Origin of the sequence: Pseudomonas sp. RA_105y_Pfl2_P56 (assembly GCF_963970845.1) — a bacterium.
GTDB classification, from domain to species: Bacteria; Pseudomonadota; Gammaproteobacteria; order Pseudomonadales; family Pseudomonadaceae; genus Aquipseudomonas; species Aquipseudomonas baetica_A.
Map to the genome: position 1 here is coordinate 104,778 of NZ_CAXAPL010000013.1, position 13,560 is coordinate 118,337.

The 13,560-nt window shown below is 59.5% G+C and carries 10 protein-coding genes; 9 read left to right on the plus strand and 1 reads right to left on the minus strand.

Going from position 1 to position 13,560, the window contains the following annotated elements; translation table 11 throughout:
• The first annotated feature begins 130 nt into the window (after window positions 1–130).
• From lepA to pdxJ, 6 genes are all read left to right on the plus strand, one after another.
• Window positions 131–1,927 carry a translation elongation factor 4 gene (lepA, locus tag AACY11_RS11615; protein ID WP_339432101.1) on the plus strand — a complete coding sequence of 599 codons (1,797 nt, stop codon included), beginning with the start codon at window positions 131–133 and terminating at the stop codon, window positions 1,925–1,927.
• Window positions 1,928–1,936: 9 nt separating this feature from the next.
• The gene (gene lepB / locus AACY11_RS11620) at window positions 1,937–2,791 is read left to right on the plus strand and encodes a signal peptidase I (protein ID WP_339432102.1); all 855 of its coding nucleotides are present in this window, start codon (window positions 1,937–1,939) and stop codon (window positions 2,789–2,791) included.
• A 169-nt stretch (window positions 2,792–2,960) separates the two neighbouring features.
• Window positions 2,961–3,650 (plus strand): ribonuclease III, encoded by a 690-nt coding sequence (gene rnc / locus AACY11_RS11625; RefSeq protein WP_221729913.1) that lies wholly within the window; start codon window positions 2,961–2,963, stop codon window positions 3,648–3,650.
• On the plus strand, window positions 3,643–4,545 hold the full coding sequence (gene era, locus AACY11_RS11630) for a GTPase Era (RefSeq protein ID WP_221729912.1): 903 nt from the start codon (window positions 3,643–3,645) through the stop codon (window positions 4,543–4,545). Before rnc ends, era begins: the two co-directional genes overlap by 8 nt.
• Before the next feature lie 169 nt (window positions 4,546–4,714).
• Window positions 4,715–5,404 (plus strand): DNA repair protein RecO, encoded by a 690-nt coding sequence (gene recO, locus AACY11_RS11635; RefSeq protein WP_339432103.1) that lies wholly within the window; start codon window positions 4,715–4,717, stop codon window positions 5,402–5,404.
• A 46-nt stretch (window positions 5,405–5,450) separates the two neighbouring features.
• Entirely contained in the window at window positions 5,451–6,194 is a 744-nt protein-coding gene (gene pdxJ / locus AACY11_RS11640; protein WP_339494806.1) for a pyridoxine 5'-phosphate synthase, read from the plus strand.
• A 66-nt stretch (window positions 6,195–6,260) separates the two neighbouring features.
• On the opposite strand, the gene mltF is transcribed toward pdxJ, so the two are convergent.
• Window positions 6,261–7,721, minus strand: a complete 1,461-nt coding sequence (gene mltF / locus AACY11_RS11645; protein WP_339432104.1) for a membrane-bound lytic murein transglycosylase MltF — start codon at window positions 7,719–7,721, stop codon at window positions 6,261–6,263.
• 285 nt (window positions 7,722–8,006) lie between these two features.
• Here mltF and purL point away from each other — a divergent pair, with 285 nt between their 5' ends.
• From purL to AACY11_RS11660, 3 genes are all read left to right on the plus strand, one after another.
• A complete protein-coding gene (purL, locus tag AACY11_RS11650; RefSeq protein ID WP_339466157.1) occupies window positions 8,007–11,903 on the plus strand; it encodes a phosphoribosylformylglycinamidine synthase in 3,897 nt (1,298 codons plus the stop codon).
• Between the two features lie 5 nt (window positions 11,904–11,908).
• A complete protein-coding gene (locus tag AACY11_RS11655) occupies window positions 11,909–12,220 on the plus strand; it encodes a YqfO family protein (protein ID WP_339466158.1) in 312 nt (103 codons plus the stop codon).
• A gap of 924 nt (window positions 12,221–13,144) precedes the next feature.
• Entirely contained in the window at window positions 13,145–13,504 is a 360-nt protein-coding gene (locus tag AACY11_RS11660) for a DUF6124 family protein (protein ID WP_339494808.1), read from the plus strand.
• The last annotated feature ends 56 nt before the right edge of the window (window positions 13,505–13,560 follow it).

A 13,560-nucleotide genomic window follows, 5' to 3' on the forward strand; every position in this document is an offset into this window, starting at 1 on the left:
ATCAACCGATCGGGGCGTTTTTGTATGCAGTCCGGGTGACAGGTGAACGTGACGCTTGCGCCGTGTATCAGGTACAATTCCCGGCTATTTTTCGGCGGGCCAAGCCTGCAGCCTTTTTGAGTGTTGATCCGTGAGTGATTTGAGTCATATCCGCAATTTCTCCATCATCGCCCACATTGACCATGGCAAGTCGACGCTGGCCGATCGCTTTATCCAGATGTGCGGCGGCCTGGCCGAGCGTGAAATGGAAGCCCAGGTACTGGATTCCATGGATCTGGAGCGTGAACGCGGGATCACCATCAAGGCCCACAGCGTTACCCTCTATTACAAAGCCAAAGATGGCGTCACCTACCAGCTGAACTTCATTGACACCCCTGGCCACGTCGACTTCACCTATGAAGTCAGCCGTTCCCTGGCGGCGTGTGAAGGTGCCTTGCTGGTGGTCGATGCCGGTCAAGGTGTTGAAGCCCAGTCCGTGGCCAACTGCTACACCGCGATCGAGCAGGGCCTTGAGGTCATGCCGGTCCTGAACAAGATCGACCTGCCACAGGCCGAACCGGAACGCGTCAAGGACGAGATCGAGAAGATCATCGGCATCGACGCCGCCGACGCCGTCACCTGCAGCGCCAAGACCGGTCTGGGTGTCGACGAAGTGCTCGAGCGTCTGGTGCACACCATTCCTGCGCCGACCGGCAACATCGAAGATCCGCTGCAGGCGTTGATCATCGATTCCTGGTTCGACAACTATCTGGGCGTTGTCTCCCTGGTTCGCGTGCGCCACGGCCGTGTGAAGAAGGGCGACAAGATTCTGGTGAAGTCCACCGGCAAGATCCACCTGGTCGACAGCGTCGGCGTGTTCAATCCGAAACACACCGCCACGGTTGACCTGAAGGCCGGCGAAGTGGGCTTCATCATCGCCAGCATCAAGGACATCCACGGTGCCCCGGTCGGTGACACCCTGACCCTCAGCTCCACCCCGGATGTTCCGGTACTGCCGGGCTTCAAACGCATCCAGCCACAGGTTTACGCCGGTCTGTTCCCGGTCAGCTCCGACGATTTCGAAGATTTCCGCGAAGCGCTGCAGAAGCTGACCCTCAACGACTCGTCGCTGCAATACACCCCGGAAAGCTCTGACGCACTGGGCTTCGGCTTCCGTTGCGGCTTCCTCGGCATGCTGCACATGGAGATCATCCAGGAGCGCCTGGAGCGCGAGTACAACCTGGACCTGATCACCACGGCGCCGACGGTAATCTTCGAACTGGTGCTCAAAACCGGTGAAACGATTTACGTCGACAACCCCTCCAAGCTGCCGGATGTCTCGGCCATCGAAGACATGCGCGAGCCGATCGTGCGTGCCAACATCCTGGTTCCGCAAGAACACCTGGGCAACGTCATCACCCTGTGCATCGAGAAACGCGGTGTACAGGTCGACATGCTGTTCCTCGGTAATCAGGTGCAAGTCACTTATGACCTGCCGATGAACGAAGTGGTCCTGGACTTCTTCGACCGTCTCAAATCCACCAGCCGCGGCTATGCTTCGCTGGACTACCATTTCGATCGTTACCAATCGGCTAATCTGGTGAAACTGGACGTGCTGATCAACGGCGACAAGGTCGATGCTCTGGCGTTGATCGTGCACCGTGACAACTCGCACTACAAAGGTCGCCAGTTGACCGAGAAGATGAAAGAACTGATTCCGCGACAGATGTTCGACGTGGCCATCCAGGCCGCCATTGGCGGTCAGATCGTTGCACGGACAACCGTCAAGGCGCTCAGAAAGAACGTATTGGCCAAATGCTACGGTGGTGACGTCAGCCGTAAGAAGAAACTGCTCGAGAAGCAAAAGGCCGGTAAGAAACGCATGAAGCAGGTCGGCAACGTGGAAATTCCACAAGAAGCCTTCCTTGCCGTGCTCAGGTTGGAATAGTCAGGTCCTATGTCACTAAATTTCCCGCTGTTGCTGGTCATCGCCGTGTTCGTCTGCGGCCTGTTGGCGTTGCTTGATCTGTTGATCCTCGCGCCGCGTCGACGCGCTGCCATTGCCTCTTATCAAGGCAGTGTCGGCGAGCCCGATGTGGTGGTGGTCGAAAAACTGAACAAAGAGCCGCTGCTGGTGGAATACGGCAAGTCGTTCTTCCCGGTGTTGTTCATCGTGCTGGTGCTGCGTTCGTTCCTGGTGGAGCCGTTCCAGATCCCGTCCGGTTCGATGAAACCGACCCTTGATGTCGGTGACTTCATTCTGGTGAACAAGTTTTCTTACGGGATCCGCCTGCCGGTGATCGACAAGAAAATCATCGAAGTCGGTGATCCGCAGCGGGGCGATGTGATGGTGTTTCGCTACCCAAGCGACCCGAGCGTCAACTACATCAAGCGTGTAGTCGGCCTGCCGGGCGACACCGTGCGTTACACCGCTGACAAGCGTCTGTTCGTCAACGGCGAATCGATTGCCGAGCAGTTGGTTGGCTCCGAGCCGGGCACCCTGGGCAGCGCTGAGCTCTACCAGGAAAAACTCGGCGCCGCCGAGCACTTGATCCGCAAGGAAATGAGCCGCTACCGCGCGACCCCGGATCATTCGTGGACCGTGCCGGCCGGGCACTACTTCATGATGGGCGACAACCGCGACAACTCGAACGACAGTCGCTACTGGGATGATCCCAACATTCCCAAGGACATGTTGGGCATGGTTCCCGACCAGAATATCGTCGGCAAGGCCTTTGCAGTCTGGATGAGCTGGCCGGAACCGAAACTCAGCCACCTGCCGAATTTCTCGCGGGTAGGCCTGATCAAGTAATCACACACGGCGCTGTTGACCACAGCGCCGAATGCATTTCTGGAGTCGACACAATCGGCTTCGTAATAGTCAGGATGTAATTTTTGAACACAGCGTTAATTGTCCCAGACCTGCGCCGTACCCCGGCGATGGCGGTGGAATCCAGCTTTGATCTCAGCGTGGGTAAACCGTGAGCGCCTCATTAAGCCGTCTCGAGCGTCAGCTCGGTTACACCTTCAAGGATCAGGAGCTGATGCTCCTGGCCCTCACGCACCGCAGTTTCGCCGGGCGTAACAACGAACGCCTGGAATTCCTCGGTGATGCCATCCTCAACTTCGTGGCGGGCGAGGCGCTGTTCGATCGTTTCCCGCTCGCCCGTGAAGGCCAGTTGTCGCGTTTGCGCGCACGCTTGGTGAAAGGTGAGACGCTGGCCGTGCTGGCTCGCGGTTTCGACCTGGGGGATTATCTGCGTCTGGGGTCCGGCGAGTTGAAAAGTGGCGGTTTCCGTCGCGAATCGATTCTGGCCGATGCCCTCGAAGCCTTGATCGGTGCGATTTACCTCGACGCCGGCATGGACATGGCTCGCGAGCGCGTACTGGCCTGGCTGGCGGGTGAGTTCGAAGGTCTGACCCTGGTCGACACCAACAAGGATCCGAAGACCCGCCTGCAGGAATTCCTGCAATCACGCGGTTGCGACCTGCCTCGTTACGAGGTGGTGGATATCCAGGGCGAGCCGCACTGCCGAACCTTCTTCGTCGAGTGCGAAGTTGTCTTACTGAATGAAAAAAGCCGAGGTCAGGGTGTGAGCCGTCGTATTGCCGAACAGGTAGCGGCCGCCGCAGCACTGATTGCCCTGGGCGTGGAGAATGGCAATGACTGATACAAACGCAACTCGCTGTGGCTACGTTGCCATCGTCGGCCGTCCCAACGTGGGCAAGTCCACGCTGCTGAACCACATTCTTGGTCAGAAGCTGGCGATCACCTCGCGCAAGCCACAAACCACTCGTCACAACATGCTCGGGATCAAGACCGAGGGTGGCGTGCAGGCGATCTACGTCGACACCCCCGGCATGCACAAGGGTGGCGAAAAGGCGCTGAACCGTTACATGAACAAGACCGCTTCGGCGGCGTTGAAAGACGTCGACGTGGTGATCTTCGTGGTCGATCGCACCAAGTGGACCGAAGAAGACCAGATGGTGCTGGAGCGTGTGCAATACGTGACCGGCCCGCTGATCGTCGCACTGAACAAGACCGACCGTATCGAAGACAAAGCCGAGCTGATGCCGCACCTGAGCTGGTTGCAGGAACAGCTGCCGAACGCGCAGATCATCCCGATTTCGGCGCAGCACGGGCATAACCTCGACGCGCTGGAAAAGGTGATTGCCGATCACCTGCCGGAAAACGATCACTTCTTTCCCGAAGACCAGATCACCGACCGCAGCAGCCGTTTCCTCGCCGCCGAACTGGTGCGCGAGAAAATCATGCGCCAGATGGGCGCTGAGCTGCCATACCAGATCACCGTCGAAATCGAAGAGTTCAAGCAGCAGGGCAAGACCCTGCACATCCATGCGCTGATCCTCGTCGAACGTGACGGCCAGAAGAAGATCATCATTGGCGACAAGGGCGAGCGCATCAAGCGCATCGGCACCGAAGCGCGCAAGGACATGGAGTTGCTGTTCGACTCCAAGATCATGCTCAACCTGTGGGTCAAGGTGAAGGGCGGCTGGTCCGACGACGAGCGTGCGCTGCGTTCGCTGGGTTACGGCGACCTGTAATACCGGTTTTCTGATACTCCAGAGAACCCCCCTGTGGGAGCGGGCTTGCTCGCGAATGCGCAGTGTCAGTCGACATTCACTTCGACTGATTCACCGCTTTCGCGAGCAAGCCCGCTCCCACAGTAGTTTTGGGTTGTGAGTAAAAACGCGTTTCTTCATCGAGAATTCCATGTCGCAAACTCCACCTCCTGCCCAACCCGCCTACGTCCTGCATTCGCGCGCCTACCGCGAAACCAGCGCGTTGGTGGATTTCCTCACGCCGCAAGGTCGGCTGCGAGCGGTGCTGCGCAGTGCGCGGGGAAAGGCCGGGACGTTGGCGCGGCCGTTCGTGGCGCTGGAAGTCGAGTTTCGCGGCAAGGGCGAGTTGAAGAATGTCGGGCGCATGGAAAGTGCCGGCACCTGCGCCTGGCTCAATGGCGAGGCGCTGTTCAGCGGTCTTTACCTCAACGAGCTCTTGATCCGCCTGCTGCCTGCCGAAGATCCGCACCCGGCGGTGTTCGATCACTACGCAGCAACCCTGCTGGCTCTGGCCGAAGGCCGGCCGCTGGAACCGTTGTTGCGCTCTTTCGAATGGCGTCTGCTCGATGACCTCGGTTACGGCTTTTCCATGAATACCGATATTCACGGCGAGCCTGTTGCGCCCGATGGTCTCTACCGTCTGCAAGTGGACGCCGGCCTTGAGCGCGTTTACTTGCTGCAACCCGGCCTGTTCAACGGCGTTGAATTACTCGCCATGGCCGAAGCCGACTGGTCGGCTCCCGGCGCACTCTCCGCCGCCAAGCGTTTGATGCGTCAGGCCTTGGCCGTTCACCTCGGCGGTCGCCCTCTGGTCAGTCGCGAGCTGTTTCGCAAGCCCTAGCCCCGTGTATGCTGTGCGCCGAATCTTTCCATTCAGGAGCGCATCCGTGACCACCAGCAATCGCATTCTTCTTGGCGTGAACATCGACCACGTCGCCACCCTGCGTCAGGCCCGTGGCACGCGCTACCCGGATCCGGTCAAGGCTGCGCTGGACGCGGAAGAGGCGGGCGCCGATGGCATCACGGTGCATCTGCGCGAAGACCGTCGGCACATTCAGGAGCGCGACGTACTGTTGCTCAAGGACGTGCTGCAAACCCGCATGAACTTCGAAATGGGCGTCACCGAAGAAATGATGGCGTTTGCCGAACGCATCCGTCCTGCGCACATCTGCCTGGTCCCGGAAACCCGTCAGGAGCTGACCACCGAAGGCGGTCTGGATGTGGCAGGGCAGGAAGAACGCCTCAAAGCGGCGGTTGAGCGTCTGTCGAAGATCGGCAGCGAGGTGTCGCTGTTCATCGATGCCGACGAGCGTCAGATTGCGGCCTCCAAGCGCGTCGGTGCGCCGGCCATTGAGCTGCACACCGGGCGTTATGCCGATGCCGAAACCCCGACCGAAGTCGCCGAAGAACTGAAACGAGTGGCGGACGGTGTGGCGTTTGGTCTGGCTCAGGGGTTGATCGTCAATGCCGGTCATGGTCTGCATTACCACAACGTTGAGGCCGTGGCCGCGATCAAGGGCATCAACGAACTGAACATCGGCCATGCGCTGGTGGCGCATGCGTTGTTCGTTGGGTTCAAGTCTGCCGTCTCTGAAATGAAAGCGCTGATTCTGGCGGCTGCAAAAGCTTAAGCCTCATCGCAAAACCAATGTGGGAGCCAGCAGGCTGGCTCCCACATTTGATTGAAGGTATCTGGGCTAGAGCGGGGCTGGCTCTTGAGTTGGCTTGGACTTGTCGATCCCCGGCACATGAAGGTTGCCTTCAGCCACCTGATCACCTTCAAGCTGCGGCTGGGTCACCCAAGTGAGGATGTCGTAGTAGCGACGAATGTTCGCGACAAAATGCACCGGTTCGCCGCCCCGGGCGTAGCCATAGCGGGTCTTGCTGTACCACTGCTTCTGCGCGAGGCGCGGCAGCATTTTCTTCACATCCAGCCACTTGTTCGGGTTCAGGCCTTCTTTGGAGGCCAGTTTGCGGGCGTCGTCCAGGTGGCCGCTGCCGACGTTGTACGCCGCCAGGGCAAACCAGGTGCGATCCGGCTCCTGAATCGAATCGTCGAGCTGATCCTTCATGTTAGCCAGGTACTTCGCGCCGCCCATGATGCTCTGCTTCGGATCGAGTCGGTTGGACACACCCATGGCCTGAGCGGTGTTCTGGGTCAGCATCATCAGCCCCCGCACGCCGGTTTTGGAGGTGACCGTCGGTTGCCACAGTGATTCCTGATAACCGATGGCCGCGAGCAGGCGCCAGTCGACTTTCTCTTTTTTGGCGTAGGTCTTGAAGTGCTGTTCGTATTTGGGCAAGCGTTGCTGCAAGTGCTGGGCGAACGTGGTGGCACCCATGTAACCGAGGACGTCGACATGCCCGTAGTAGCGGTCTTTGAGGCGTTGCAGGGTGCCGTTCTTCTGCACCTTGTCCAGATAGCTGTTGATCTCGTTGAGCAGGCTGTTGTCTTCGCCCGGTGCGACGGCCCAACTCTGGCTGCGCGCATCGCCGAGGTCGAAGGCCACGCGGATGTTGGTGAAGTACACCTGGTTCATTGCCACTTCGTTGGAGTCGACCAGGGTCAGGTCGATCTGGCCTTCATCAACCATGCGCAGCAGGTCGACCACTTCAACCGCGTCGGACTCTTCGTATTCGATGGCGGGGTATTTCTGTTTCAGTTCGGCCAGTTGTTCGGCGTGGGTGCTGCCCTTGAGCACCATGATCTTCTTGCCCACCAGGTCACCGGCGTCGGTGGGCCGTGACTGGCCGTTGCGATAGATGATCTGCGGGGTGACTTCGAGGTAGGGGTGGGAAAACCTCACCTGTTTCTTGCGCTGTTCACTGCTGACCAGCCCGGCGGCAGCCAGGACCGGGCCGTTTGGTTTGCCGATCTGGTCGAAGAGGTCGTCGAGGTTGTCGGCGGTCTCGATTTTAAGCTCGACACCCAAATCTTCGGCAAAGCGCTTCACCAGCTCGTATTCGAAGCCGGTTTCACCGCTGCGATCCTGAAAGTAGGTGGCGGGGCTGTTCCGGGTAATCACCCGCAGCACACCATCCTCCTTTACGCGCTCGAGTGTGTTGGGTTTATCAACACAGCCACCGAGCAACAGGAAGAGTCCGGTTGCGATCAGCCATTTGGCGTACCGCGGACGCAAAGCCTTTGGGAAAAACATTTGCGCAGTATACGCAAAGGACCGCGGACGCCATATCTCGACAGTGCAGGGCTTGTCTGCTAGCGATCACAAAACCGAACGAAACCCCTCATAAACGGGCCTTCCGGGCATTTTGTTACAGCAAAAATAAGCCATTGTCGCAGGCTGGGTAAATTTGACTTGCGAATCAGAAACACAGATCGACGTCCGGGTGCAACCGTGCGTAGCGTTTCGGGTGATGTTGAGGGCGGTTTAGGCTAGAATGCACGGCCTCAAAGCACACCCCTTCCCGAGGCTGTCCCGAAGATGTTGATCCTGCGCGGCGCTCCTGCCCTTTCTGCCTTTCGCCACAGCAAACTCCTTGAGCAACTGAGCCAGAAGGTTCCGGCTGTCAGTGGCTTGTATGCTGAATTCGCTCACTTCGCCGAAGTCACCGGCGTCCTGACCGGCGACGAACAGCAGGTGCTTGCGCGCCTTCTGAAGTACGGTCCAAGCGTTCCGGTTCAAGAGCCGACCGGCCGTCTGTTCCTGGTGTTGCCGCGTTTTGGCACCATCTCGCCATGGTCGAGCAAGGCCAGCGACATCGCTCGCAACTGCGGTCTGAGCAAGATCCAGCGCCTGGAGCGCGGCATCGCGTTCTACGTGGCCGGTCAGTTCAGCGACGCCCAAGCCCAGCAGATTGCCGATGTCCTGCATGACCGCATGACCCAGATCGTTCTGGCCAATCTGGAGCAGGCCGCCGGCCTGTTCAGCCACGCCGAACCGAAACCGCTGACCGCCATCGACATTCTCGGTGGCGGTCGCGCCGCGCTGGAAAAAGCCAACACCGAGCTGGGCCTGGCCCTGGCCGAAGACGAGATCGACTATCTGGTCGACGCCTTCAACGGTTTGCAGCGCAACCCGCACGACATCGAACTGATGATGTTTGCCCAGGCCAACTCCGAGCACTGCCGCCACAAGATCTTCAACGCCAGTTGGGACATTGACGGCCAGAGCCAGGAAAAAAGCCTGTTCGGCATGATCAAGAACACCTATGTGATGCACAGCGAAGGCGTTCTGTCGGCTTATAAGGACAACGCCTCGGTGATCGTCGGCAACGTGGCCGGCCGCTTCTTCCCGAACCCTGAAACCCGTCAGTACGGCGCGGTTCAGGAGCCGGTGCACATCCTGATGAAGGTCGAGACCCACAACCACCCGACCGCGATTGCCCCGTTCCCGGGCGCGTCCACCGGTTCCGGTGGCGAGATTCGCGACGAAGGTGCAACCGGTCGTGGCGCCAAGCCAAAAGCCGGCCTGACCGGTTTCACCGTGTCGAACCTGCAGATTCCGGGCTTCGAACAGCCGTGGGAAGTGCCGTACGGCAAGCCTGAACGCATCGTCACCGCGCTGGACATCATGATCGAAGGCCCGCTCGGCGGCGCCGCGTTCAACAACGAATTCGGTCGTCCGGCCCTGACCGGTTATTTCCGTACCTTTGAACAATCGATCACCACCCCGCACGGTGACGAAGTTCGCGGTTACCACAAGCCGATCATGCTCGCTGGCGGCATGGGCAACATCCGCGAAGAACACGTCAAGAAAGGCGAGATCGTCGTCGGTTCCAAACTGATCGTACTCGGCGGCCCAGCGATGCTGATCGGTCTGGGTGGCGGTGCGGCTTCCTCCATGGCCACGGGCACAAGCTCGGCGGATCTGGACTTCGCTTCCGTTCAGCGTGAAAACCCTGAGATGGAGCGTCGCTGCCAGGAAGTCATCGACCGTTGCTGGCAACTGGGCGACAAGAACCCGATCAGCTTCATCCACGACGTGGGGGCGGGCGGTCTGTCCAACGCCTTCCCGGAGCTGGTCAACGACGGCGACCGCGGTGGCCGTTTCGAACTGCGCAACATTCCAAACGACGAGCCGGGCATGGCCCCGCACGAAATCTGGAGTAACGAATCCCAGGAACGCTACGTGCTGGCCGTCGGCCCGCAAGACTTCGAGCGCTTCCAGGCGATCTGCGAGCGTGAGCGCTGCCCGTTTGCCGTAGTCGGTGAAGCCACCGCCGAGCCGCAGCTTACTGTCACCGATAGCCACTTCGGCAACAACCCGGTGGACATGCCACTGGAAGTGTTGCTGGGCAAGGCGCCGCGCATGCACCGTTCGGTGGTTCGCGAGGCCGAACTGGGCGATGACTTCGATCCGTCGAACCTCGACATCACCGAGTCCATCGAACGCGTTCTGCATCACCCGGCTGTCGCGAGCAAGAGCTTCCTGATCACCATCGGTGACCGCACCATCACCGGCCTCGTGGCCCGTGACCAGATGGTTGGCCCATGGCAGGTTCCGGTTGCCGACGTGGCCGTTACCGCCACCAGTTTCGACGTCTACACCGGTGAAGCCATGGCGATGGGCGAGCGGACTCCGCTGGCGCTGCTGGACGCTCCGGCGTCGGGCCGCATGGCCATCGGCGAAACCCTGACCAACATTGCCGCTTCGCGCATCAACAAGCTCTCCGACATCAAACTGTCGGCGAACTGGATGTCCGCTGCCGGTCACCCTGGTGAAGACGCACGTCTGTACGACACCGTGAAAGCGGTCGGTATGGAACTGTGCCCTGAGCTGGGTATCACCATTCCGGTGGGCAAGGACTCGATGTCCATGGCCACCCGTTGGAACGACAACGGCGAAGAAAAAACCGTGACCTCGCCGATGTCGCTGATCGTGACCGGTTTCGCGCCAGTGGCTGACATCCGTCAGACCCTGACCCCGGAACTGCGCATGGACAAGGGCACCACCGACCTGATCCTGATCGACCTCGGTCGCGGGCAGAATCGCATGGGTGCTTCGATCCTTGCGCAAGTACACGGCAAGCTCGGCAAGCACGCGCCGGACGTCGACGACGCCGAAGACCTGAAAGCCTTCTTCGCCGTGATCCAGGGCCTTAACGCTGACGGTCACCTGCTGGCTTACCACGACCGTTCCGACGGTGGTCTGCTGACTTGCGTGGTGGAAATGGCCTTCGCTGGCCACTGCGGTCTGAGTCTTAACCTGGACAGCGTTGCCGAAAGCGCCGCTGAAATCGCCGCCATCCTGTTCAACGAAGAACTGGGTGCCGTGATTCAGGTTCGTCAGGACGCCACGCCAGACATCCTCGCGCAGTTCAGCGCGGCCGGTCTGGGCGACTGTGTTTCGGTGATCGGTCAGCCGATCAACAATGGCCAGATCAACATCACCTTCAATGGTGACACCGTGTTCGAAGGCCAGCGTCGTCTGCTGCAACGTCAGTGGGCCGAGACCAGCTACCAGATCCAGCGTCTGCGTGACAACGCCGACTGCGCCGAACAAGAGTTCGACGTGCTGCTGGAAGAAGACAACCCGGGCCTGAGCGTCAAGCTGAGCTACGACGTCAACCAGGACATCGCCGCGCCCTACATCAAAAAAGGCATTCGCCCACAGGTTGCCGTACTGCGTGAGCAGGGCGTCAACGGTCAGGTGGAAATGGCGGCAGCGTTCGACCGCGCCGGTTTCAACGCGATCGACGTGCACATGAGCGACATTCTGGCCGGCCGTGTCGACCTGAACGAGTTCAAAGGTCTGGTGGCGTGCGGTGGTTTCTCCTACGGCGACGTGCTGGGTGCCGGTGAAGGCTGGGCCAAGTCGGCCCTGTTCAACAGCCGCGCTCGCGATGCGTTCCAGGGGTTCTTCGAGCGTAACGACAGTTTCACCCTCGGCGTGTGCAACGGTTGCCAGATGATGTCCAACCTGCACGAACTGATCCCGGGCAGCGAGTTCTGGCCGCACTTCGTGCGCAACCGCTCCGAGCAGTTCGAAGCGCGCGTGGCGATGGTTCAGGTTCAGGAGTCGAACTCGATCTTCCTGCAGGGCATGGCCGGTTCGCGTATGCCGATCGCCATTGCTCACGGTGAAGGTCATGCCGAGTTTTCCAGCGAAGAAGCTCTGCTGGAAGCGGATCTGTCGGGTTGCGTGGCGATGCGTTTTGTCGACAACCATGGCAAGGTCACCGAATCGTACCCGGCCAACCCGAACGGTTCGCCGCGCGGGATTACCGGTCTCACCAGCCGTGATGGCCGCGTGACTATCATGATGCCGCACCCGGAGCGTGTGTTCCGTGCTGTGCAGAACTCGTGGCGTTCGGAAGACTGGAACGAAGACGCGCCTTGGATGCGTATGTTCCGTAATGCTCGTGTGTGGGTTAACTAAGGTCCGTGTACAAGCTGGCGTTTTTTGTTCCTGACAGTCATGTCGAGGTGGTCAAGGAAGCCGTATTCGCTGCCGGTGGTGGGCGGATCGGGGGCTATGACCACTGTGCTTGGCAGGTGCTCGGTTTGGGCCAGTTTCGACCTTTGGACGGCAGTCAGCCGTTTATTGGGGAAGCGGGGCAGGTTGAGCGTGTTGAGGAATGGAAGGTTGAGCTTGTGGTGGCGGATGAGTTGATTCGCTCTGTAGTGGCGGCTTTGAAGTTGAGCCACCCGTACGAGACACCGGCTTATGAAGTGTGGCGGCTGGAAGATTTCTGATAGCCGCTTATTACAAGAAACCCGCAGATGAGTGATTGTTTGCGGGTTTTTTGTTGCCCCCGATTTTTTGCGCGATGGGGTTCCTATGTGGGAGCGGGCTTGCTCGCGAAGGCGTCGGCTCAGGCAATGATGTTCTGGCTGACCGAGTACATATCCATTGCTGTGGTCATGGCTGCTCAGAGTTCCGCCCTTACGGCGGGTCACTTTTTACAGACGCCTAAAAAGTAACCAAAAACGCTTGCCCCAACGTTCGGCTCGCTCGCTGGGGCTCGGGGTTCCTTCGCTCCGGGATCCATCCGGGGCATCGCCTCCGGTTTGCTTCGCTGCACCTCCTCTCGATGTTCTCCCCGGATGAATCCCTGCGCTCAGCCTGCCGACGGGGCCTGTGGATCAAGATCAAGAGCTGCAGCCGAGCTTGCGCTCATCCTGTTGGGTGGTGAGAAGCAGGAGCGAGTAGGTGGCGCTGCTTTGCTTTTCTGTGGGAGCTGGCTTGCCAGCGATGGCGGCCTGATAGCCGACCAGTCTCTATCTGGATGCACACACTCCAACTGTGGGAGCCCGATGAGGCCCGCCCGGCCACCCCATCACCCAAGGTTGTTTAAAAATGCATCAAATCACCAGAACCTTCCCACAAGGTTTTCAGGTTGTCCGTCGGACGTCGGGTCTCTAGTCTTTGGCTGTCACCGCAAATCGGTGATCGGGTGTGAGAACCCGGTAAGAGGTTTTAATCAAACGTCAGTAGCACCATAATCGCCGCCAGCTCATTTGCTGCCGGCAATGCTCTATGGCGGCTGTGTGCGGACGAACTTCGGTTCGGCCGGGTTGATCTCTTACCGGTTTCTCACTCCGCACATAGCTGCCACCTCCTCGTCGCGTGAGAAACGACCAGTGATGGCTTCAATCATTTGATTAGAGATCATTGCAATGACCAAGCCCGTACCCGATCCACCCGAAACCAAAACCCCACTCGAAGAAGCTCTCCGCGCCGAAGACCAGGCCCGAAACCGCGAAGCCATCAAGCGCGCCCTCGACTTCTACCTGTGCCCCGAACCCGCAAAGCCCCGCCGACCAAGCACCATGTTCATGGTCTGCCCAGAGGTCGATACCGAAAGCCTGCTCGCCCACGCTTGCGAGTCATTAGCCTCGGCAAGTACCGCCGCCAGCCACTTCGCCAATGAGCTAAGCGGTTCGCAGCGCAGTACGGCGTTAGGCATCCAGCAAATCGTCATGCTCGCCGAACTGGCAGTAAACCGGGCACTGGATCGGGTAGACCCGCAAACCTGATTGATCAGGTTTACCGTGTCATCGTTCTTCGCGAGCAAGCCCGCTCCCACAGTTTT